Raw genomic sequence first — 26145 nt, 5'->3', positions numbered from 1 at the left:
GATGCGGAAACCACGGATCTTCACCTGATGGTCGATCCGCCCGAGGTAGTCGACGGTGCCGTCGGCACGCTGGCGCACCAGGTCGCCGGTGCGGTACAGGCGACTGCCGTCGGCGCTGAACGGGTTGGCAACGAAACGTTCGGCGGTGCCACCGGCGCGTCCCAGATAACCGCGCGCCAACGCACCCCCCAGGTACAACTCACCGGCAATGCCGGCCGGCAGCGGATTGAGGTCGCTGTCGAGCACATAACCCGTGCGCTCGCCAACCACGCTGCCGATCGGCGCATAGGCCGCGCCGCATTGATCGTCGACCGCGGCCTTCCAGATCAGCGGCGTGACCACCGTTTCGGTCGGGCCATAGCCGTTGATGATGTACTGCGGTTGCAGTGCGCGTTTGGCCAGTTCGAAACTCGCCACCGGCACCGCATCCCCGCCGAAGCAGTAGATCCGTACCGGCGGCGGATTGCCGTGCTGTTCGGCGTGTTCGGCCAGTTGCTGCAGGTACACCGGCGGGAATGCGGCCACGCTCACGCCATGCTGATGCAGGGCGTCAAAGGTTTGTTCGGCCGTCCACAGATTATCGTCGCGAATCAGCAAACGAGCGCCGTGTGTAAGGGTGGTCAGCCAGCGCTCATGCGCGCCGTCGAAGGCGAACGACATGAAGTGCAACTCGCAATCGGCCGCGCTCATTTCGTAACGCTGACCGATCGCCTGGCAGTGCATCGCCAGCGGCCCGTGCGCCACGCCGACACCTTTCGGCTGACCGGTGGAGCCGGAGGTGTAGATCACGTAGGCCAGGTTGCCCGGCTGCACCGCCACCTGCGGCGCCGAATCCGGCTGAGCACGCAGATCCAGCTGATCGAGTTCCAGCACCTGCAGGTTGGCCTGGGTCGGCAGCACCTGACGCAGACTCGAATCGCTGAGCAGCAAGGCGATGCCTGAATCGTGCATCAGATAACTCAAGCGCTCGCGCGGATAAGTCGCGTCCAGCGGCACATAGGCACCACCGGCCTTGAGCACCGCCAACAGCGCGACGATCATGTTTTCGCTGCGTGGCAGGGCCACACCGACCCGAACTTCCGGACCGACACCTTCGGCGATCAGCGCATGCGCCAGACGATTGGCCCGCGCGTCGATCTGACCGTAGCTGAAGGCTTGCTCATTGAAGATCACGGCGGTTTGTTCGGCCCGCTGCGCAGCCCACTCGGCAATGCGCTGATGTACCAGCGTGGTCTGCGTTTGCGCGACAACGTGCGGCGCAGGCGCGACGTGCCCGGTCGGCAGACCGATGCGTCCCAGCGCCTGCCCGGCGTCCTGAACCAGTGCGGTGAGCAGACCTTCCATGTTGCTGCGGATGCCCTCCACGGTCGCCAGATCAAAATGTTCGCGCAGGAACATGTACTCGATCACCAACCCGTCTTCGAGGGTGACCATCAGGTCCATCGGGAAGTTGGTCAGGCCCGAGTTGTTGATCTCGCCAAACGTCAGCGAATCATCGCGCCACTCGCGCAGCGCCTGATCGATCGGGTGGTTTTCGAACACAATGATGCTGTCGAACAGCGACTGCCCGGCACGCCCGCCCCAACGCTGGACGTCGGTCAGCGGGGTGTACTCGCGCTCGCGCATCTCCAGGTTGAAATCCTGCAACTCGCGCAACCAGGCGCCCACGGCCTGCTCGGCCGGCACGTCCTTGATCACTGGCAAGGTGTTGATGAACAGGCCCAGTATCGATTCCGAAGCCGGCAGGCTCGCCGGACGCCCCGCCACCGTGGCGCCGAACGCCACGCAACGCTGGCCGCTGTAACGGCTGAGCAGCACCAGCCACGCGCCTTGCACCAAGGTATTGAGGGTGACCTGCTGCGCCTGGGCAAAGGCTTTCAACTGTTCGGTGCGGGCCTCGCCCAGACGGCTGTACAGCGCCTGGTGACCGCGACCGCTGCCGGTACGCGTCACCGCGTCCGCCAGATAGGTCGGTTCGTCGAGCAGGCTCAGGTGCTGACGCCAGAAACCTTCGCTGGCGTTCGCGTCCTGCTGTTGCAGCCAGTTGATGTAACCGCGGTACGGCACCGCGTCGGCCAGTGGTCGTCCGGAATACTGGCTCAGCACCTCACCGATCAACTGCGAACTGCTCCAGCCGTCGATCAGAATGTGATGGTAGGTCCAGATCAACTGATAGCTGTGCTCGCCGACTTGCACCAGCGTCAGGCGTTGCAGCGGTGGCTGGTCAAGGTCGAAGCCCTTGGCCCGCTCGGCATCCGCCAGACCTTGCAAGGCTTCGGCCGAATGATCCCGCTCACGCCAGTCAAGCAGACTGAACGGCAACTGCGGATCGGCGAGTACGAATTGCAGCGGCTCGGCCATGTCCTGCCAAAGGAAACCGGTGCGCAAAATATCGTGACGACGGCTGACGCTTTCCCACGCGGCTTGCAGACGCAGCGGCTCAAGGCCCTGCACCGGAACGCTCAACTGGTTGACATACAGGTCCGATTCCGGCGAATTCAGGCCGAGGAACAGCATGCCCTGTTGCATCGGCGACAAGCGATAGAGCCCGTCCAGTTGCCCGGCCGGCAGTGGCAGTTGCGCGACTTGCGCCTCGCTCAAGCCGTGCAGCGGCAGGTCGATCAGCGCCGGCTCCGGCGCCACACGCCCCTCGGCAGCCTGCACGCACAGGGCCAGTTGCTGAATGGTCGGTTGCTGGAACAGGTCTTTCGGGCTCAGCTCCAGCCCTTGNGGCAGCCTGCACGCACAGGGCCAGTTGCTGAATGGTCGGTTGCTGGAACAGGTCTTTCGGGCTCAGCTCCAGCCCTTGCTGACGGGCGCGACTGACCACCTGAATCGAGATGATCGAGTCGCCGCCCAAGGCAAAGAAACTGTCGTGAGTGCCGACCTGCTCAAGGCCCAACACGTCTTTCCAGATCTGCACCAGCGCCTGCTCAGTGGCATTCGCCGGTTCGACATGCAACTGCGCGGCGCTGAGTTCCAGTGCCGGCAGGCGCTTGCGATCGATCTTGCCGTTGGGGGTCAGCGGCAACTGCGCCAGCCACAGGCGATGGCTCGGCACCATGTAATCCGGCAGGGTTGCGCTCAACCACTTGCCGAGGCTTTGCTGCAGTTCGGCCTGTTGTTCGGCGTCGGCGTCGATGATCGCCGGATCGCTCGGCACCAGATAAGCAATCAGTTGCTGACTGCCCGACACTTCGCTGGCCACGACCACCGCCTCACGCACGGATGCATGCGCCAGCAGGCGTGCTTCGATTTCGCCCAGCTCGATACGCAAGCCGCGAATCTTCACCTGATGGTCGATCCGGCCCATGTACTCCAGCTCGCCCTCCTCGCGCTGACGAATCAGGTCGCCGGTGCGGTACAGGCGCTCGCCGTTGCCGCCGAAAGGATTCGGCACGAAGCGCTCGGCGGTCATCGCCGCACGCCCCAGATAACCGCGCGTGATGCCGGCGCCGGACAGGTACAGCTCGGCCGAAACGCCCTGCGGCACCGCGTGCAGATCGGCATCCAGCAGATGGCTGGCGCTGTGATCAAGGGCACGCCCGATCCGCGCCTGACCGCCAGCACTGCGGCGGGTCCAGGTCGAATAAGTGGTGTCTTCCGACGGGCCATACAGGTCGTAAACGTGTTCGACCGTCGATTGCTGATACAGCGCATCGACCAAGGCTTGCTTCAGCGGCTCACCCGCCAGATTGATGATGCGCACGCTCGGTGGAATCTGCCCGGCACGCTGCAGCGCGGCAATCGCCGACGGCACAGTGTTGATCAAACGAACTTGATCGCGGGCCGGCAAGTGCGGCAGCTCCAAGGCATTACGGGCGATGATCAGCGAGCCACCGTTAGCCAGAGTGACAAACAGCTCCCACACCGACAGGTCGAAGCACACCGACGTCGAGGCCAACACGCCTTGAATGTCCTCGCGGCGGTAGACCTTGGCCGACCAGTCGATCAGCGCCATGACGTTGCGATGGGCAATCGCCACGCCTTTCGGTTTGCCTGTGGAACCGGAGGTGTAGATCACGTAGGCGAGGTTATCCGGCTGCACCGCAGTCTGTGGTGCAACAGCCGAATAGCCGCTTAGCGAAACCTGATCCATCAGCAGCACTTGGGTATTGCCCGGCACGCTCAGGGTCGCGGCAACGGCCCGCTCAGTCAGCAACACCCGCGCCCGACTGTCTTCGAGCATGTAAGCCACGCGATCCGCCGGGTAGTCCGGGTCCAGCGGCACGTAAGCGCCACCAGCCTTGAGCACCGCGAGCAAGGCAACCAGCAACTGCTCGGAACGCGGCATTGCCACGCCCACGCGCACTTCCGGGCCGACACCCAACTCAAGCAGTTTGTGCGCCAGACGATTGGCCTGCGCGTCCAGCTCGGCATAGGTTAGTTGCGTATGGGCGAAGGTCACCGCCAAGGCATCCGGGGTCGCCGCCACTTGATGGGCGATGGCTTGATGGATGCACCGCTCGGTAACGAAATCGCCGTTCACCGGCGGGCTGTGCTCGATAAGGTTCAGCTCGCTGAGCGAACGCTGCCCCGACTCGCTCATCTGCCCGAGCAAACGCTGCAGATACCCGGCCATTTGCACCACGCTGTGCGCGGCAAAGCTTTCGCACTGGTAGCTGAAGTGCATCGACAATTCGTCGCTCAAGTGCACCAGCAGTGTCAGCGGGTAGTTGGTCTGCTCATGATTGTGGATTTCACCGAAGCGCAGTTCTTGTGGTGCGCCCTGCGCCAGCGCCTCGGACACCGGGTAGTTCTCGAACACCAGAATGTTGTCGAACAGCGCCTCACCGTTGCGCTCGGCCCAACGCTGAATATCGAACAGTGGGGTGTGTTCATGTTCACGCAAGGCCAGGTTCTGCGCCTGCACGCTCTGCAACCATTCGCCAACGCTCGATGAGGACTGCGGGCTGGCGATGACCGGCAAGGTGTTGATGAACAGACCAATCTGCTGCTCGACCCCTTTGAGTTCAGCCGGACGCCCCGCCACCGTGGCGCCGAACGCCACACACGACTGGCCGGTCAGGCGCTGCAACAGCAGCAGCCAGGCCGCCTGAATCAGCGTGTTGAGGGTGACCTTCTGCTGGCGCGCGAACTCGCCCAGACGCCGCGTCTGTTCAGCGTCGAGCACGCAGAAATGTTCGCCATGACCGTCACGCGGTGCATCGCCGCGCTGCGCCTGCAGCGCTTGCGCGAGCAAGGTCGGCGCTTGCAGGTCAGCCAGTTGCGCGGTCCAGTAACGTTCGCTGGCCTGCACGTCCTGGCGCTGCAGCCAATCGATGTAATCGCGATAACGTCCAGCCAGTGGCGGCTGGGCAACCCCGCTGTAGCGTTGCAGGACTTCGCCAAGCAACTGCGAGTTGCTCCAGCCGTCCATCAGGATGTGGTGGTTGGTGTAGATCAAATGGCAACGCTGCTCGTCCAGACGCACCACGACCATACGCAATAGCGGCCCCTGGCTCAGGTCGAAACCTTGCGCCTGTTCGGCAGCCGCCAGTGCATTCAGATCGCTTTGGCAAGCGTCGCGATCACGCCAGTCGAGCACGCGGAACGGCATGTCCAGTTGCTTGTGCACCACCTGCACTGGACGCGCCAGTTCACCCTGCCAGACAAAGCTGCTGCGCAGGATGTCGTGATTGTCCACCGCCGCTTGCCAGGCCTGCTGAAAGCGTTGCGGGTCGAGGCCTTCGACATCGAGCCGGACCTGGTTGATGTAATCGCCAGTCGCCTGCTCGTAGAGGCTGTGGAACAACATGCCCTGCTGCATCGCCGACAGCGGATACACATCGGCGACCTGGCGTGGCGCCAGCGGTAACTGGTCGAGCTGCGCCTGCGTCAGGCCGGCCAGCGGGAAGTCCGACGGGGTCAGGCCTTCGACGCCCGGGGTCAGGCAATGGCCGATCAACGCTGCGAGTTCTGCGGCGTAATCTGCGGCCAGGGCTTCGATCACCGCGCTGTCAAAACGCTCGCGGCTGAACGTCCAGCCCACCCGCAGCTCGCCGCCATACACTTGACCGTTGAGGGTCAACCAGTTGCCCAGCGGCGCCTCCGGGCTCTGATCAAGGCCGGCGTTGTCCGGCGACGGCACGAACAGCGCAGCGTCATCGCCGGCGAAACTGCCGTCGAACTGCCCAAGGTAGTTGAAGGTGATGCGCGGGCTCGGCAAGGCCTGCAGGCGCTGCTGCGCTCCGGCATCACCGAGGTAACGCAAGGCACCGAAACCGATACCCTTGTTGGGGATCGAGCGCAGTTGTTCCTTGATCTGCTTGATCGACTCGCCAAGCGTGTTTGCCGGCGTCAGGCGCACCGGGAACAGGCTGGTGAACCAGCCCACCGTGCGGGTCAGATCGACGCCGTCGAACAGTGCTTCGCGACCATGGCCTTCGAGCTGGATCAGCGTCGACGCCTGCCCGCTCCAGCGGCCGATGACCCGCGCCAATGCCGTCAGCAACAGATCGTTGACCTGGGTGCGGTACGCCGCCGGGGCCTCTTGCAGCAGTTGCCGGGTCAGCTCGGTGCCGAGGCGGGTTTGTACGGTCTGGGCCAGACGATTGTCCTGGCTGGCGTCAACGCGCTTGCACGGCAGATCGGTGCTCACATCGCTCAGGCAGGCCTGCCAATAATCCAGTTCGGCCTGCAACGCCGGGCTGTTGGCGTAGCGCTGCAAGTGTTCGCCCCAGTCCTTGAAGGCACTGGTCCGGGACGGCAGGCTCAACGGCTGATCGTTGAGCAGCTGCTGATAAGCGTTTTGCAGGTCCTCCAGCAGAATCCGCCACGACACGCCGTCCACCGCCAGGTGATGAATCACCAACTGCAACCGCTGCGTGCCATCGGCCAGAGTCGCCAGCACCGCACGCAGCAACGGCCCGTGTTGCAGATCGAGGCTGCGCTGGGCGCGATTACCCAAGGCTTCAAGGGCGGCGGCATCCGCGACGTCTTCCTGCCAAAGCAGGTTCTGTGGCAGCGCTTCGACCGCGCGGTGCTCGGCCTGCCACACGCCATCGTGCTGGGTGAAGCTCAGGCGCAAGGCATCGTGATGGGCCACCAGGGCGCGCAACACTTGCTCGATTTTCTCAGCGTCCAGCGTCTGCCGCGGTTGCAGCAGCACCGACTGGTTCCAGTGATGACGCTGCGGAATGTCGTCGGCGAAAAATTGCTGCTGGATCGGCAGCAGCAACGCTGCACCGCTCGCGGCTCGCTGATCAATGCTCGATTCGTCGCCACCCCACTGCGCGACCAGCGCCAGACGCTGCACGGTCTGGTGCTGGAACAGGTCTTTGGGATTGAGGCGAATGCCGGCCTGACGGGCGCGACTGACCACCTGAATCGAGATGATCGAGTCACCGCCCAGTTCGAAGAAGTTGTCGTGGATGCCGACTTGCGGCAGCTTCAGCACGTCCTGCCAGATCGCGGCCAGCCCCTGCTCCATCGCGCTTTGCGGCGCCTGATAGGACTGCTGCGCCTGACTGGCGTCCGGCGACGGCAAGGCGTTGCGGTTGAGTTTGCCGTTGGCGGTCAACGGCAATTGCGCCAGCAGCAACAGGTGCGCCGGGACCATGTGGTCCGGCAGATTGGCCTTGAGTTCGGCGCGCACGCTGTCGCGCCACAGCGCCTGTTCGGCCGGGCTCGCGTCGAGCAGCGCGGCGTCGTCTGGCACCAGATACGCCACCAGTTGCTGACCGCTGAGGCCCGGTTGCGCCAGCACCACGGCCTGGCGCACGGCAGCCTGTTCCAGCAGTTGCGCTTCGATCTCGCCGAGCTCGATACGGAAACCGCGAATCTTCACCTGATGGTCGATGCGCCCGATGTATTCGATCACGCCGTCGGGGCGGTAGCGCGCCAGGTCACCGGTACGGTACAGACGCCCGCCATCGGCGGCGAACGGGTCGGGAATAAAGCGCAGGCTGGTCAGGTCCGCGCGGTTCAGGTAACCGCGAGCCAGGCCGGCACGACCGACGTACAGCTCACCGATGCAACCTTTGGCGACCGGGTTCAGATCTCCGTCGAGCAAGTACCAGGACAGGTCGGGAATCGGCTCGCCGATCGGGCTGCTGGCGTCACGCTGCAAGTCGGCCAGCGTAATCGGCCGGTAGGTCACGTGCACGGTGGTTTCGGTGATGCCGTACATGTTGATCAGTTGCGGTGCCTGATCGCCGAAACGCTCGAACCACGGACGCAGGCTCTTGACCTCCAGCGCCTCGCCGCCGAACACCACGTAACGCAGCGCCAGTGCTTGCGCCGCGTGCTCCGGGGCGCAGGCCACTTGCATCAATTGCTTGAACGCCGACGGCGTCTGGTTGAGCACGGTGACGCCTTCGCGGCAGAGCAAGGCGAAGAAATCTTCCGGCGAGCGGCTGACCTCGTAAGGCACCACCAGCAGTTTGCCGCCGTACAGCAGCGCCCCGAAAATCTCCCACACCGAGAAATCAAAAGCATAGGAATGGAACAGGCTCCAGACATCCGTGGCGCCGAAACCGAACCACGCATCAGTGGCCTCGAACAGCCGCAGCACGTTGCGATGGGCCAGCAACGTGCCCTTCGGTTGACCGGTAGAACCGGAGGTGTAGATCACGTAAGCCAGGTTGTCCGGGCTCATGCGCACCTGCGGATTGCTGTCGCTGTAGCCTTCCAGACCATCACGTTCCTGATCGAGCATCAGGCTGCGCAGCGAATCGGGTACTGGCAGACGTCCCAGCAGATGACTCTGGGTCAGCAGCAAGGCGATGCCGCTGTCGCCGATCATGTAGCTCAGGCGTTCTTCCGGGTAGGTCGGGTCCAGCGGCACATAGGCGCCGCCGGCCTTGAGAATCGCCAGCAGGCCGACCAGCATGTCGAGGCTGCGCTCCACCGCCAGACCGACGCGCACGTCCGGGCCGACACCGCTGGCAATCAGCTTGTGGGCCAACTGGTTGGCGCGGCTGTTCAGCTCGCCGTAGCTCAGGGACTGCCCGGCACAGCTCACGGCAATCGCTTGCGGGGCGCGGGCGGCTTGTTGTTCGATCCGCTGATGCAGGCACTGCTCGCTCGGGAAATCGCGGATGGCCGGGTTCCACTGCTGCAAGGTCGCCGCGTGTTCGGCGGCGTCATGCAGCGGCAGTTCGGCAATGCGCTGAGCGCAGTCGGCGACGATGCCTTGCAGCAGACGGGTCCAGTGCTGCGCCAGGCGTTCGATGGTTTCGACGTCGAACAGATCGGTGGCATAGGTCAGCTCGGCCCAGACGTTGTCGCTCGATTCAAAGGTGTTCAGGGTCAGGTCGAACTGCGCGGTACTGGACGCCCAAGACAAGCCTTCAATCGCCAGTTTTGGCAGCCGTGTGGCGCCCTGCGCCTGACGCACCTGGCTCTGGTGGTTGTGCATCACCTGGAACAGCGGGCTGTGGCTGAGGCTGCGCTCCGGTTGCAGCGCATCGACCAGTTGTTCAAACGGCAGATCCTGATGCGCTTGCGCACCCAGCACCGTATTTTTCACTTGCTGCAGCAGGCTGCGGAACGTCTGCTGACTGTCGAACTCGGCCTTCAGTACCTGGGTGTTGACGAAGAAGCCGATCAGGCCTTCGGTCTCGACCCGGTTGCGGTTGGCCACCGGCACCCCGACGCGGATATCGGCCTGACCGCTGTAGCGATGCAGCAAGGTCTGGAACGACGCCAGCAGCAGCGCAAACAGCGTGACGTTTTCGCGCTGCGCCAGTTGCTTGAGCGCGGTGGCCAGTTCGCGGCTCAGCGGGATATCGCGACGGGCGCCACGATAGCTCTGCTCGGCTGGACGCGAACGGTCGATCGGCAACTCCAGCAGCGGTTGATCGCCAGCGCCGAGTTGTGCGGTCCAGTAGCTCAATTGACGCTCGCGTTCACCGGCGTCCATCCACTGTTTCTGCCACACGGAGTAGTCGGCGTATTGCACCGGCAGCGCCGGCAATTGCACGCGCTGGCCCTGGCTGTAGGCGGCATACAACGCCACCAGTTCATCAACCATGACATTCATCGACCAGCCATCGGAGACGATGTGATGCAGAGTGATGACCAGTGCGTGGTCATCGGCGGCCAGACGCAGCAGTTTGACCCGCAGCAACGGGCCTTGCTGCAGATTGAACAGGTGCAGGGTTTCGGCGGCGACCAGCGCTTGCAGCGCCGCCTCGTCGAGATCCGCCGCCACGTCCTGCACCTGCATATCGAGCGTGCCGTGAGCCTGGATCACTTGCAGGGTCTGGCCCTGCTGTTCGACAAAGCAGGTGCGCAGCGATTCGTGGCGTTCAATCAGAGCGTCGAAGCTGCGCTGCAACGCCGGCAGATCCAGCTCACCGCGCAGACGCAACGCCGCCGGCACGTGATAAGCGGTGCTGGTCGGTTGCAGTTGCCAGAGGAACCATTGACGTTCCTGGGCATAGGACAGCGCCAGCGGTTGCTGGCGTGGCAAGGCAACAATCGGCGGCTCCCGATGCGCCTGATCGACACCCAGCGCGGCGACAAAATCTTCCAGCGTGCTGTGTTCGAACAACGTGCGCAGCGGCACCTGCACGTTCAGCGCCTGACGGACGCGCGAGACCACTTGCGTGACCAGCAACGAGTGCCCGCCCAGTTCGAAGAAGTTGTCGCTCAAGCCCACGCGATCAAGCTTGAGTACCGCTTGCCAGATCTCGGCGACGCTGTGTTGAGTGGCGGTTTCCGGGGCGATGTAAGTCGATTGCAGTTGGCTGGCGTCAGGTGCTGGCAAGGCTTTGCGGTCGACTTTGCCGTTCGGCGTCAGTGGCAGTTGCGCGAGGAACAACAGGTGCGCCGGCACCATGTATTCCGGCAGTTCGGCCTTGAGGCTGGCTTTCAATGCAGCACGCAGTTCGCCTTCATCAATATTGTCGGCGATCGGCACCACATAGCCGACCAGTTGCGGGCCGGTCGGGCCGTCCTGAGCGACTACGACGGTTTCGCGCACGCTGTCGAGGGCGAGCAAACGCGCTTCGATCTCGCCGAGTTCAATCCGGAAACCACGGATTTTCACCTGATGGTCGATCCGCCCGATGTACTCGATCACGCCTTCGGCGCGGTAACGGGTCAGATCGCCGGTGCGGTACAGGCGCGCGCCGGTTTTCGAAAAAGGATCCGGGACAAAACGTTCGGCGGTCAGGCTCGGGCGCTGGAAGTAACCACGCGCGAGGCCGTCGCCGCCGATCAGCAGTTCACCCGGGGCGCCGAGCGGATTGAGCTCAAGGTCGCTGCCGAGGATGTACAACGCGGTGTTGTCGATGGGCGTGCCGAGGAATGGACGGCTGTTGTCCGCACTCAAGGCATGCTGCGCCGACCAGATGGTGGTTTCGGTCGGCCCGTAGAGGTTCCACACCCTCGGCGTCAGTGCGAGCATGCGTTGCGCCAGCTCCTGCGGCAGCGCTTCACCGCCACAGAGGAACGTGCGGCCCGCCAGGATGGGCGCCTGTTGGTTGTCCAGCAGCATGCGCCAGGTCGAAGGCGTGGCTTGCAGCGTCGTCACGGCGTGACGCTCGATCAGTTCGAGCACCGCTTGCGGGTCTTGATGCACGTCCTTGCCGGTCAGCACCACACAGGCGCCGGCCAGCAATGGAGCGTAGATTTCCAGGCCGAAAATATCGAACGAGAAGGTGGTCAGCGACAGCACGCGATCCGTGGCCACGATGCCCGGCTGCTTGATCATGCTCGCGACAAAGTTGCTCAGCGCCGCGTGGCGCACCATCACGCCTTTCGGTTTGCCGGTGGAACCGGAGGTGTAGATCGTGTAGGCCAGATGCTCGCCATTGACTGCAACGTCCGGCGCGCTCTGTGGATAAGCCGCCAGCCACTCGCGAGGTTGATCCAGCAGCAGCGTTTGCACGCCCGGCGGGATCGGCAACTGCGCCTGCAAATGGCTTTGGGTCAGCAGCAATGGCAGGCCGCTGTCCTCGATCATGTAGGCCAGGCGATCCTGCGGATACGCCGGATCCAGCGGCACATAAGCACCGCCAGCCTTGAGGATCGCCAGCAGGCCGACGATCATTTCCACGCTGCGCTCGACGGCGATGCCGACCAATTGATCCGGGCCGACACCGGCCTCGATCAGCTTGTGCGCCAGTTGACTCGAGCGGGCATCCAGCTCGGCGTAGCTCAGCACGTGTTCGCCGATGATCAGTGCAGTGGCTTGCGGCGTTTGCTGCGCACGCCGGGAGAAATCCTGCTGCACGCATTCGGCTTGCGTGCTGCGGTCAGCGATGCGCAGCCAATCCTGCAACAGCACGCCGTGTTCGGCGCTTTCCAGCAACGGCAATTCGCCGACGCGCTGGCTCGGTGCGGCGACGATGCCGCGCAGCAAGTTCTGCCAGTGACGCGCCAGGCGCTCGACGGTTTCAGCTTTGAACAGATCAGTGGCGTAGATCAGCTCGGCGGCAAAGCCGTCGCTGGATTCGTAGGTATTCAGCGTCAGATCGAACTGCGCGGTGCGCCCTTCCCACTGCACATCCTCGACACTCAGTTGCGGCAACTGCGCCGCGCTGCGGCCTTGGTCTCGGCTGGTCTGGTGGTTGAACATCACCTGGAACACCGGGCTGTGGCTCAGACTGCGCTCCGGTTGCAAGGCTTCGATCAGTTGCTCGAACGGCAGATCCTGATGCGCCTGCGCAGCCATCGCCGCCTGCTTGACCTGAGCCAGCAACTGGTTGAACGGCAACTGCCCGCTGACCTCGGCATTCAGCACTTGCGTGTTGACGAAGAAGCCGATCAGGCCTTCGGTCTCGACCCGGTTACGGTTGGCGGTCGGCACCCCGACGCGAATCTGCGCCTGTCCGCTATAGCGATGCAACAACGCCTGGAACGACGCCAGCAGCAGCATGAACAGGCTCGCACCTTCGCGCTGCGCCAGCTGTTTGAGGGCATTACCGAGGTCTGCCGGCAGGTTCAGTTCCAGCCGCGCACCGTGCAGGCTTTGCACGGCCGGACGCGGGAAATCGATCGGCAGTTCCAGCACCGGCTGCTCACCGCCCAGGGTCTTGACCCAGTAGGCCAACTGGCGCTCACGCTCGCCCGCTTCCAGCCAGTGGCGCTGCCAGATCGCGTAGTCGGCGTACTGTATTTCCAGTTCCGGCAGGCTCAGCGGCTGCCCGGCGGTGTCGGCGGCGTAATGCTGGATCAGCTCGTTGACCAGGACTTTGATCGACCAGCCATCGGCGATGATGTGGTGCTGGATCAGCACCAGCACATGGTCGTCCGGTGCCACTTCGAGCAGCGCCACCCGCAGCAGCGGGCCCTGCTGCAAATTGAACGGGCGTGCGGTTTCGCTCTCGACGAAGGCCTTGATCGCGGCGTCTTCACCGGCGGCGTCGAGGCCCTCCGGCAACGGCGTCAGGCTGATGCTCAGCGGCAGCGGCGGATGAATCACCTGGCAAAAGCTTTCACCCTGTTCGGCAAAAGTGGTGCGCAGGCTTTCATGGCGCGCCGCCACTGCGTTGAAGCTGCGCTCCAGCGCTGCCACATCCAGCCGGCCCTTGAGGCGCAGGGCGCTGGGGATGTGATACGCGGTGCTGTGCGGGTCCATTTGCCAGAGGAACAGTTGACGTTCCTGAGCGTACGACAGAGGAATCGCCGCAAACCCGGAACGTGTTTCCGGGATCGGCAGGTTGGCCGGAGAGACGCCCTCTTCGAGCATCTTTTCCAGGTACAGCTTACGTTTGTCCAGCGGCAGAGTGATAAAGCGCTTGGCTACCCTCAAAGCAACACTCTTGTCCATCAGACTTCCTCCATATCGTCAAGCAGGGCTTCCAGCTTGCTCAGTTTCTGTTCGTTGATTGCCCCGCCTCCTGTATCGAGTCGAGCGACAAAATCGCTCAGGACGGGGTGCTGGAATAACAGTTGCGGGGTCAGCGTCAGGCCCAGTTCAAGAGCCATGCGCGACACCACGTTGACCGCCAGCAGCGAGTGCCCGCCGAGTTCGAAGAAGTGATCGTTCAGACCGATGCGTTGCACTTCGAGCACTTGCTGCCAGATCGCCGCGACCTGCTGCTCAAGCTCACTGTGCGGCGCGACATACGCGGCCTGCATCTGGCTGGCATCGACCGCCGGCAGGGCCTTGCGGTCGAGTTTGCCGTTGGGGGTCAGTGGCAACTGCTCAAGGAACAGCAGGTGCGCGGGAATCATGTAGTCAGGTAACGAAGACTTGAGGCCAGTCTTTAGTCCCTCGCGCAGTTGCCGCTGCGCGTCGCCGTCGTGCATGTTCAATTGCGGGGCAACCACATACGCCACCAGTTGCGCACCGCTGTCGCTTTCGACGGCCAGCACCGCCGCTTCGCTGACTGCCGGTTGCGCGAGCAATCGCGCCTCGATCTCTCCCAGTTCGATGCGGAATCCACGAATTTTCACCTGATGGTCGATCCGGCCCATGTACTCCAGCTCGCCCTCCTCGCGCTCACGAATCAGGTCGCCGGTGCGGTACAGGCGCTCGCCGTTGCCGCCGAAAGGATTCGGCACGAAGCGCTCGGCGGTCATTGCCGCACGCCCCAGATAACCGCGCGTGATGCCGGCGCCGGACAGGTACAGCTCCGCCGAAACGCCCTGCGGCACCGCGTGCAGATCGGCATCCAGCAGATGGCTGGCACTGTGCTCGAGCGCACGACCGATCCGCGCCTGACCGCCAGCCTTGCGGCGGGTCCAGGTCGAATAAGTGGTGTCTTCCGACGGGCCGTACAGGTCGTAAATGTGTTCAACCGTCGGCTGCTGATACAGCGCCTCCACCAGCGCTTGTTTCAGCGGCTCGCCAGCGAGGTTGATGATGCGCACGCTCGACGGAATCTGCCCGGCACGTTGCAGCGCGGCAATCGCCGACGGCACAGTGTTGATCAAACGAACTTGATCGCGGGCCGGCAAGTGCGGCAGCTCCAAGGCATTACGGGCGATGATCAGCGAGCCACCGTTAGCCAGAGTGACAAACAGCTCCCACACCGACAGGTCGAAGCACACCGAAGTGGAAGCCAACACGCCTTGAATGTCCTCGCGGCGGTAGGCCTTGGCCGACCAGTCGATCAACGCCATGACGTTGCGATGGGCAATCGCCACGCCTTTCGGTTTGCCGGTGGAACCGGAGGTGTAGATCACGTAGGCGAGGTTATCTGGAGCGACCGATGTTTCAGGCGCGCAGCTCGGATAATCGCTCAAGGAAACCTGATCCAACAGCAGCACTTGCGTATCGCCCGGTACGCTCAGCGTCGCGGCAACCGCCTGCTCGGTGAGCAACACCCGCGCCCGACTGTCTTCGAGCATGTAAGCCACGCGATCCGCCGGGTAATCCGGGTCCAGCGGCACGTAAGCGCCACCAGCCTTGAGCACCGCGAGCAAGGCGACCAGCAACTGCTCGGAACGCGGCATTGCCACGCCCACGCGCACTTCCGGGCCGACACCCAGCTCAAGCAGCTTGTGCGCCACACGATTGGCCTGCGCGTCCAGTTCGGCGTAGGTCAGTTGCGTATGGGCGAAGGTCACCGCGAGGGCATCCGGCGTCGCCGCCACCTGACGGGCGATGGCTTGATGGATGCACTGCTCGGTGGCGAAATCGCTGTTCACCGGCAGGTTATGTTCGATCAGGTTCAGCTCGCTGAGCGTGCGCTCACCGGCATCCGCCATCTGGCTCAGCAGACGCTGCAGATGCGCGCCCAACTGCGCCACGCTGGCCGCCGCGAAGCTGTCGCGCTGATAACTGAAATGCACCGACAGTTGCGCGCCCATGTTCACCAGCAGGGTCAGCGGATAGTTGGTCTGTTCCTGATTGGCCACCGCGCCGAAGCGCAGACCTTGCGGCGCACCGCGCTCCAGTGCTTCGCCAATCGGGTAGTTCTCGAACACCATCAGGCTGTCGAACAGCGCGTCGCCGCCCTGCCCGGCCCAGCGCTGAATATCCGCCAGCGGCGTGTGTTCGAACTCGCGCGAGGCGAGGTTCTGCGCCTGTACTGCTTGCAGCCAGGCGATCACGCTCTGCTGCGCGGACGGCGCAGCGATCACCGGCAGCGTGTTGATGAACAGGCCGATCTGCGCTTCGGCACCCGGCAGGTCCGCCGGGCGCCCGGCGACGGTGGCGCCGAACGCCACGCAATCCTTGCCGGTGTAGCGCTGCAACAGCAGCAGCCACGCCGCTTGCACCAAGGTGTTGACGGTGACTTTCGCGGCCCGGGCAAACTCGCCCAGGCGCTGGCTCAGCTCAGCGTCGAGCACCTGGTAATGATCGCCGTAACCCACGCTCGGCAAACCGGCCTGCGGCCGTGCGATGGCATTGGCCAGGCGCGTCGGTTCCTGCAGATTGCCCAGCGTCGCCAGCCAGTAAGCTTCAGCCGCCGCGCCATCCTGACGCTGCAGCCAGGCGATGTAATCGCGATAGCGACCCGCACCACGGGCGACCGCTTCGCCGCTGTAGTGCTGCAACACTTCGCCGAGCAACTGCGCGCTGCTCCAGCCGTCCATCAGGATGTGATGGTTGGTGTAGATCAGGTGATAACGCTCGGCTGCGGTGCGCACCAGCACCAGGCGCATCAGCGGTGCACAGCTCAGGTCCAGACCCAGTGCGCGCTCCTCATCGGCGAGGGTTTGCAGCGCTGCCTCCAGATCAGTCCTGTCGTGCCAGTCGAGTACGCTGAACGGCACCTCGACCTGACGCTGCACCACTTGCACCGGTTGCGGCAGATCGCCTTGCCAGAAGAAGCCGCTGCGCAGGATGTCGTGGGCATCTACCGCCGCCTGCCACGCTGCGCGGAAGCGTTGCGGGTCGACACCGTCGACGTCCAGGCGCATCTGGTTGATGTAGTCGCCATTGCCGTGTTCGAGCAAGGTGTGGAACAGCATGCCCTGCTGCATCGGCGACAGCGGATAGATGTCGTCGATGCCTTGCGGCTCCAGTACCAGCGCGTCGAGTTGCGCTTGCGACAGTTGCGCCAACGGGAAGTCCGACGGCGTCACACCACGGTTGGCAGTGTCGCAGCAGTGGCCGATCAGCGCGGTCAGTTCATGCACATAGTCGTCGGCCAGACGCTGAATGGTGGCGGTGTCGAACATCGCGCCGCTGTAGGTCCAGCTCAGGTCCAGCTCGCCGCCGAACACCTTGCTGTTGAGCGCCAGCGGATTGCCCAGCGGCCCTTGCAGGTTGACCTCGGCGCCGCCGGACTCGCTGGTCGGCACGAACAGAGCATCGCTGGCAGCATCGAAGCTGCCGTCGAACTGGCCAAGATAGTTGAAGGTCAGGCGCGGCGCCGGCAAGGCTTGCAGGGCGGTACGTGTCGGCTCATCACCAAGGTGCGCGAGTGCGCCGAAGCCGATGCCTTTGTGGGGGATCGCCCGCAGCTGTTCCTTGATCTGCTTGAGCGACGCGCCGAGTTCGGCGGCCGGTGCCAGGCGTGCCGGGAATACGCTGGTGAACCAGCCCACGGTGCGGGTCAGATCGATGTGTTCGAACAGGTCTTCGCGACCATGGCCCTCAAGCAATACCAACGCATTGTCGTCACCGGTCCAGCGCACCAGCACCCGCGCCAGTGCGGTCAGCAACAGGTCGTTGACTTGGGTGCGATAGGCCGCCGGAGCTTCTTGCAACAGCTGGCGGGTCAGGGTCTGATCGAGTTTGCGGCGCAGGGTCAGCGCCTGATCGTGTTGCTGACCACCCTGCGGACGGTCGTAAGGCAAGGCCGCCGAAGCGCCCTGCAACTGCTGCTGCCAGAAGCCCAGTTCGGCCTGCAATGCAGGCCTTGTAGCGTAGTCCTGCAACGCCGCCGCCCAGGCTTTGACCGCACTGGTTTTCGCCGGCAATTGCACGGGATTGCCCACGAGGAGCTGGCGATAGGCGTTTTGCAGATCTTCGAACAGAATCCGCCACGACACGCCATCGACCACCAGGTGATGAACGATCAGCAGCAGGCGCTGACTGCCATCAGCCAGGTTCGCCAGCACCGCGCGGATCAGCGAACCACCACTCAGTTGCAGACTTCGCTGGGCCTTGTCGCCCAGTGCCTCAAGGGCGGCGAGATCAGCGACCTCGACTTGCCAGAGAATGGTTTCCCCCGCTTGCGTAGCAACGTCGCGGTAATGCGCCGACCAACCCGCGGCCTGCTCAACAAAGTCCAGACGCAAACTGTCGTGCTGCACCACCAACGCATCCAGCGCCTGCTCCAGTACCTGAGCATCCAGTGCCTGCGTCGGCTTGAGCATCACCGACTGGTTCCAGTGGTGACGGTCGGGAATCGCTTCGGCGAAGAATGCCTGATGAATCGGCAGCAGCGCGGTTTCGCCGGTTTGCGCATGCTGATCGATGGGCTGCACCGCCTCGCCGGTCTGCGCGACCGTGGCCAGGGCCTGAATGGTCTGGTGCTGGAACAGGTCTTTGGGGCTGAAGCGAATCCCGGCCTGCCGCGCCCGGCTAACCACCTGAATCGAGATGATCGAGTCGCCACCCAGTTCGAAGAAGTTGTCGCTGACACCCACTTGCTCAAGCTTGAGCACGTCTTGCCAGATCGCCGCCAGTTGCTGCTCCAGCGCCGTCTGTGGTGCGAGGTAGGTCTGTTGCAGTTGGCTGACGTCCGGTTTTGGCAGGTTCTTGCGATCGAGCTTGCCGTTCGGCGTCAGCGGCATGCGTTCAAGACGCAGAACATACGCCGGCACCATGTGCGCCGGCAGGCTGGCCTTGAGCTGCGCGCGCAGGTCGTCGGTGAACTCGGCACGGGCCGAATCACCGACCACGTAGGCCACCAGACGCTTGCCATTGCCGGCGCTGCCTTCCTGCGCCACGACTACCGCTTCGCGCACGCCGTCGAGGGCTTGCAGCGCCGCTTCGACTTCGCCCAGTTCGATACGGAACCCGCGAATCTTCACCTGATTGTCGATGCGATCCAGATAGTCGAACGTGCCGTCGACGCGCTGACGCACCAGGTCGCCGGTGCGATAGAGCAACCCGCCATTTGCGCTGAACGGGTCGGCGACAAAACGCTCAGCAGTCAGCCCCGGACGGTTCAGATAACCCCGCGCCAACCCGGTACCACCGAGGTACAGCTCACCGGCCATACCTTGTGGCAGCAGGTTCAGATCGGCGTCGAGCACGTAGGCGCTGCGGTCGCCGATCCGGCTGCCGATCGGTGCGTAAGCAGCGCCGCATGGCTCTTCACGGCCAGCCTTCCAGATCAACGGGGTGACCACGGTTTCGGTCGGGCCGTAGCCGTTGATGATGTAGTCCGGATCGAGCGCGCGTTTTACCCGCTCGAAACTGGCGTTCGGCACCGCATCGCCACCGAAGCAATAGATCCGCACCTTCGGCGGGTTGCCGACACGCTCGGCGTGTTCGGCCAGTTGTTGCAGGTACACCGGCGGGAACGCGACCACGCTCACGCCGTGTTCGATCATCGCGTTGTAGGTCTGCTCCGGTGTCCACAGCGTGTCGTCGCGAATCAGCAGCGAAGCCCCGTGGGTCAGGCTGGTCAGCCAGCGTTCGTGGGCACCGTCGAAGGCGAACGACATGAAGTGGAATTCGCAGTCACTGTCGCGCATTTCGTAGCGCTGACCGATGGCTTGGCAATGCATCGCCAATGGGCCGTGGGCAACGCTGACGCCTTTCGGATTGCCGGTGGAACCGGAGGTGTAGATCACGTACGCGAGATTGTGCGGATCGACTGCGACCTGTGGCGCCGTGCTCGGCAACTCGTGCAGGTCGAGACGATCCAGCTCCAGCAACGGCACCGATTCGCCGACCGGCAATTGCGCCGACACCGATGAATCGCTGAGCAACAGTGCCAGCCCTGAATCCTCGATCAGATAGGCCAGGCGTTCACGCGGGTAACTGGTGTCCAGCGGCACATAGGCGCCGCCAGCCTTGAGCACCGCCAGCAGCGCGACGATCACCGCCTCGCTGCGTGGCAGGGCCACACCGACCCGGGTCTCGGCGCCGACGCCACGGGCGATCAGCGCGTGAGCCAGTTGATTGGCACGCTGCTCGATCTCGCCATAACTGAAGTGCTGACCGTTGAAGATCACCGCGGTGCGCTGCGGACGCTCGACCGCCAGCGCAGCAATGCGCTGATGCACAGCGATGTCCAACGGGTAAGGCTGCGGCTGGTTTTCGGCTTGCTGGCGGGCATGCTCTTGCGCACTGGCCAGAGCGATTTCGCCAAGGTTGCGCTCGGCCGACACGGCAAATTGCTCAAGCAATTGCAGCAGGTGGGCACTGATGCCTTCGATCACCTCACCGGCAAACTGGCTGCGGTCGAAGCTGTAGTGCAACGCCAGTTGCTGACCGAGGGTGACCGCCACGCTCAGGGCGTAATGGGTTTGCTCCAGGTTGCCGACCTCACCGAATGTCAGGCCTTGCCCGGCCTGGCTCAGCGCCTGGGCGACCGGGTAGTTCTCGAACACCAGAATGTTGTCGAACAGCGCTTCCCCGCCCTGCCCGGCCCAGCGCTGGATGTCCGCCAGCGGCGTGTGTTCGAAGTCGCGCAGGCTGAGGTTTTGCGCCTGCACCGCTTGCAGCCATTGGCTAACGCTTTGGTCCGGACGCGGCGCGCCGATCACCGGCAGAGTGTTGATGAACAGGCCGACCTGTTGCTCGATGCCCGGCAAATCCGCCGGACGCCCGGCCACGGTCGCACCGAACGCCACCGCTTCGTGACCGGTGTAGCGCTGCAGCAACAGCAGCCACGCAGCTTGCACGAGGGTGTTGACGGTGACTTTCTGCTGGCGGGCAAACGCTTCCAGCGCCTGGGTGCGCGTCACGTCCAGCGTCAGGTAATGGTCGCCGTGGCCGCTGTCGCCTTCGCCGCCGATGGCGGCGCGGGCCAGTCGGGTCGGCTCTTGCAGCGTGGCCAACTGAGCGCTCCAGAAGTCCTGACTCAGTTGCGCGTCCTGACGCTGCAGCCAGGCGATGTAATCGCGATACCGTCCACCGCCATGGGCCGGGGTGCGACCGCTGTAGCGCTGCAAGACTTCGCCGAGCAACTGCGAGTTGCTCCAGCCGTCCATCAGAATGTGGTGATGGGTGTAGATCAGGTGCCATTGCTCGGCAGCGGTCTGCACCAGCACCAGACGCAGCAACGGTGCATGGCTCAAATCGAACCCTTGCTGACGTTCACCATCGGCCAGCGCCGCGAGGGCTGCCGGCTGATCATCACGCTGGCGCCAGTCGAGAATGCTGAACGGCAACTGCACCTGTTTGTGCACGATCTGCAGCGGTTGCGCCAGTTCGCCCTGCCAGACGAAACCGCTGCGCAGAATGTCCTGCGCATCGACGGTGGCCTGCCATGCAGCGCGGAAGCGCTCAGGGTCAAGGCCTTGCACATCCACGCGCAACTGGTTGATGTATTCCCCCGCCGCTTGCTCGTAGAGAGTGTGGAACAGCAAACCCTGCTGCATCGGCGACAGCGGATAGACATCATCAAGCTGACCGACCGGCACCGGCAGCGCATCCAGTTGCGCCTGGGTCACCCGAGCCAGCGGGAAGTCCGAAGGCGTCGCTTGCGCAATGGGCAGCGTGCAGCAGTGTTCGATCAGCGCCTGCAACTCGATGGCGTATTGATCGACCAGGTGCTGCACCGTGGCGCTGTCGAACATCTCGCGGCTGAAGCCCCAGCTCATCGACAGTTCGCCGCCATACACCTGACCTTCGACGGTCAGCCAGTTGCCCAAAGGCGCCGACGAGTCCTGCGCCACGCCGCTGGTTTCAACAGCCGGCACGAACAACGCCGCCTCGTCGAACTGGCGGTCGAACTGGCCGAGGTAGTTGAAGGTGATGCGCGGTTGCGGCAGCGCGGCCAGTTCGGCGCGCACCGACGGCGCGGCCAGATGCCGTAGCACGCCGTAACCCAGACCTTTGTCCGGCACCGCGCGCAGTTGCTCCTTGATCGCCTTGATCGAGCCGTCGAGATCAGCGCTGGCGGTCAGGTTGACCGCGAACAGACTGGTGAACCAGCCCGCGGTGCGGGTCAGGTCAATGTCATCGAACAGATCTTCGCGGCCATGGCCTTCCAGTTCGATCAGCGTGCCCGGCTGCTGGCTCCAGCGACTGATGGTGCGCGCCAGTGCGGTGAGCAACAGATCGTTGACTTGGGTGCGATAGGCGGCCGGCGCCTGTTGCAGCAACTGGCGGGTGCGCTCGGCGTCGAGGCGCCATTCGATTTTCTCGCCATGCAAATTTTGCAGGCTGCCATCCGGGCGGTCGCACGGCAGATCCTTGGCACCCTGATGCTGGGCTTTCCAATAGCTCAATTGCTCATCGAAGCGCGACGCTTCCTGCGCCAGACGCGCCGTCCAGCTCTGGAACGCGCTGGTCTTGGCCGGCAACTGAATGCCGCCGCCCGCCGCCAGTTGCTCGTAAGCCTGCTGCAGATCTTCCAGCAGCACCCGCCAGGAAACGCCATCGACCGCTAGGTGATGAATGATCAGCGCCAGTCGTTGCGAGCCGTCGGCCATGGTCACCAGCAACGCCCGCAGCAACGGGCCGTTTTGCAGGTCGAGGCTGCGCTGCGCTTCGTTGCACAACACCTGCAACTGTTCGGCAGATTCGGCATCGCGTTGCCACAGTTCAGCGCTGCTCAGCAGCGGGCCGTGGCTTTGCTGCCAGCCTTCGCTGCCTTCGACAAAACGCAGACGCAAGGCGTCGTGGTGATTGATCAGGTGGGTCAGCGCAACATTGAGCCAGTGCGCATTCAATGCCTCACGCGGAGTCAGCAGCAACGACTGGTTCCAGTGCTCGCGCACCGGCATCGCGCGGTTGAAGAAATCCTGCTGGATCGGCCCGAGCACGGCATCGCCGCTCACCGGTCCCTGATCCACCGAGGACAGATGATCGTGGCTCGCGACCAGCGCCAGACTGCGCACCGTCTGGTACTGGAACAGGTCACGCGGGCTGATACGGATCCCGGCTTGCCGCGCGCGGCTGACCACTTGAATCGAGATGATCGAATCGCCGCCCAGCTCGAAGAAGTTGTCATCGAGGCCAACGCGGTCGAGGCCGAGCACAGCTTCCCAGATCGCCGCGAGGGCTTTTTGCATGGCGTCCTGCGGTGCCACGAACGCCTGTTGCGGCGCGGCATCCGGTTGCGGCAAGGCCTTGCGGTCGAGTTTGCCGTTGGCGGTGACCGGCAATTTGTCGAGGGTGATCAGGTAGGTCGGCACCATGAATTCCGGCAGGCTGCCGAGCAGCCACGCCTTGACCTCTTGCTGCCACTGTTCGTCCGCTTGCGCCTGTTCCAGCACAAGGTAAGCCACCAGATGCTTGCCGCCCTGCACCAGCACCACCGCCTCACGCACCCGCGAGTGCTGCATCAGGCGGGTCTCGATTTCACCCAGCTCGATGCGCAGGCCGCGCAACTTCACCTGATGGTCGAGACGACCGAGGTATTCGATCACCCCGTCAGCGCGCTGCCGCACACGGTCGCCGGTGCGGTACAGGCGCGCGCCGTCATGGAACGGGCACGGCACAAAACGTTCGGCCGTCAGCGCCGGACGCTGGTGATAACTGCGCGCCAGCCCGGCGCCACCCAGATACAGTTCACCGGCGACACCGCTCGGCACCGGCAGCAATTCGGCATCGAGGACATGGGTGCGCAGGTTGGCGATCGGCCGGCCGATCGGTACGCTGTCGGCGCCTTCATCGACACAGGTCCAGTGGGTGACGTCGATGGCCGCTTCGGTCGGGCCATACAAGTTGTAGAGGCTGGCGCTCGGCAGCTTGGCGAAGACTTGCAGCTGCGCATCCAGCGGCAACGCTTCGCCGCTGCAGACAATCCGCTTGAGACTGCTGCAGCTTTCCACGCCCGGTTCGTGGATGAACGCCTGCAACATCGACGGCACGAAGTGCAGCGTGCTGATGCCGTGGCGGTTGATGCTATCGATCAGTTGCAGCGGATCACGGTGCGCGCCCGGCGCGGCCACCACAAGGCGCGCGCCGGTCAGCAGCGGCCAGAAGAACTCCCACACTGACACGTCGAAGCTGAACGGGGTTTTCTGCAGCACCGCATCACGGGCGTCCAGCGCATAGGCTTGCTGCATCCAGCACAAACGGTTGACCAGCGCCGCGTGGCTGTTGCCGGCGCCCTTCGGCTTGCCGGTGGAACCCGAGGTGTAAATCACATACGCCAGATTCAGCGGATCGACACTGACGTCGGGACGGCTATCGCTGTAACGGTCGAGCAGCTCCGGCTGATCCAGGGTGATGACATTTACGCCGTCAGTCGGCAGCGTTGCCAGCAGCGCCTGTTGCGTCAGCAGCATGGTGATGCCGCTGTCCTCGATCATGTAGGCCAGACGCTCCTGCGGGTACTCCGGATCGAGCGGCACGTAGGCGCCGCCGGCCTTGAGAATCGCCAGCAGCGCGACGACCATTTCCACCGAACGCAGGGCGCACACGCCAACCAGACTGTCCGCTTGCACGCCCTGTTCGCGCAGCAGATGCGCCAGGCGATTGGCCCGGGCATCCAGTTCGGCGTAACTCAGGGTCTGTTCGCCGAACAGCAGTGCCGGTGCCTGCGGCGTACGCGCGACCTGCGCTTCGATCAGTCGGTGAATCGGCGTGTCGCTCGGGTACTGCGCGTGGACGTTGTTCCAGTCGTGCACCAACGTGCGCTGCTCGTCAGCCTCCAGCAGCGGCAACTCACCGATGCGCTGCGACGGATCAGCGACCATCGCCGTCAGCAGGCGCAGCCAGTGCCGCGCCATGCGTTCGATGGTCGGTGCAGCGAACAGGTCGCTGGCGTAGGTCAGTGCGGCGTGCAGCTTGCCGCCCTGCTCCCAGGTGTCCAGCGTCAGGTCGAACTGGGTGGTGCGGCTCTGCCAGTCGAGGCTGTCGAGTTGCAGGCCGGATGCGGTGCGGAGGGTGGCGATATCGGCGACGTGCGGCTGGTGGTTGTACATCACCTGGAACAGCGGCGTGTGGCTGAGGCTGCGTTCCAGCTTCAGCGCTTCGACCAGTTGCTCGAACGGCAGATCCTGATGCGCCTGCGCACCCAGCGCGGTTTCCTTGACCGCCCGCAGCAACTCGTCGACCCGGGTCTGGCCGTCGAGTTGCGTGCGCAGCACCTGGGTGTTGACGAAGAAGCCGATCAGGCCTTCGATCTCGCCGCGATTGCGGTTGGCGATCGGCACGCCGACCCGCAGGTCGGTCTGCCCGGTGTAACGGTGCAGCAGCGCATTGAAGGCGCCGAGCAGGAACATGAATAAAGTGACTTGATGCTGTTGCGCCGTGCTGCGCAGCTGCTCGGCGAGTTGGCCGTCGACCGCAAACTCGTAACGAGTGCCGCGATAGCTCGGCATCGCCGGGCGCGAATGATCCAATGGCAACTCCAGCACCGGGTGTTCGTCGCCCAGTTGCGCCTGCCAATAGTCGAGCTGACGCGCCTGCTCACCGGCCTCCAGCCAGCGGCGTTGCCACAGCGCATAGTCGCTGTACTGGATCGGCAGTGGCGGCAATTGCGGCATCTGACCCGCGTCGAACGCGTCGTAGCAACGGATGAACTCGTCGATCAACACGTTCATCGACCAGCCATCGGACACGATGTGGTGCAGGGTCAGCAGCAGCACGTGTTCCTGCTCGGCCAGCTTGAGCAAGGTCACGCGCAGCAACGGGCCGACCGCCAGATCGAATGGCAGCAGCGACTGCTGTTCGGCGGCATCGATCACCGCCTGTTCGCGCTCGCTGGCCGACAGAGCGCTGAAGTCTTCCCGGTTAATCAGTAGCGGCGCCGAAGCCGGCACTTGCAGCAGGCTGTCATCGGCCTGGCGCTGGAACACTGTGCGCAGGGTTTCGTGACGCTCCACGAGGCTGGCGAAGGCTTGCTCCAGCGCCGCCAGGTTCAGCCGCCCGTTGAGCCGCACCGCACCGGGCAGGTTGTAGGCGCCGCTCTGCGGGTCGAGTTGCCAGAGGAACCACATGCGTCGCTGCGCGTAAGACAGCGCCTGACGATCCTCGGCTTCTATGCCGGCGGGTATCGGGAACCGCGCGAAATCCACGCCCTCCTTGTGCAGGGCCGCGAGGAACATCTGGCGCTTTTCCAGGGGCAACCCGATAAACCGGCGAGCAAGTTTCAAGGAGTCTTCAGCATTCATTTCTCAGCATCCGGATCAGTAGGCAGGAAGCACAAAGGCACGTCGTCCCTATAAAACGAATGCAGACCGGAAAAATTAGCGAATGAGAACAAGTGTCAGGCG

Annotated in this window: 2 protein-coding genes and 1 pseudogene; all 3 read right to left on the bottom strand. The window is 63.9% G+C overall.

The annotated features are described in order from the left end of the window. A pseudogene (locus HXW87_RS29595) lies at positions 1-2517 on the bottom strand (amino acid adenylation domain-containing protein); the annotation flags it as partial. Further along, the gene (locus tag HXW87_RS13365; RefSeq protein WP_345773077.1) at positions 2441-13723 is read right to left on the bottom strand and encodes an amino acid adenylation domain-containing protein; all 11283 of its coding nucleotides are present in this window, start codon (positions 13721-13723) and stop codon (positions 2441-2443) included. The pseudogene HXW87_RS29595 and the gene HXW87_RS13365, both read right to left, overlap by 77 nt. Beyond that, on the bottom strand, positions 13723-26043 hold the full coding sequence (locus tag HXW87_RS13360; protein WP_239779040.1) for a non-ribosomal peptide synthase/polyketide synthase: 12321 nt from the start codon (positions 26041-26043) through the stop codon (positions 13723-13725). The genes HXW87_RS13365 and HXW87_RS13360 overlap by 1 nt, the downstream gene beginning before the upstream one ends. Positions 26044-26145 lie beyond the last annotated feature (102 nt).

The organism is Pseudomonas sp. Y5-11 (assembly GCF_022368695.1).
GTDB classification, from domain to species: domain Bacteria; phylum Pseudomonadota; class Gammaproteobacteria; order Pseudomonadales; family Pseudomonadaceae; genus Aquipseudomonas; species Aquipseudomonas parakoreensis.
This window is presented reverse-complemented; position numbering and strand designations above follow the sequence as displayed.

What these genes read in the sequence shown, in the direction of transcription:
- HXW87_RS13360 (WP_239779040.1), bottom strand. Translation starts at nt 26,043, where the DNA reads ATGAATGCTGAAGACTCCTTGAAACTTGCTCGCCGGTTTATCGGGTTG.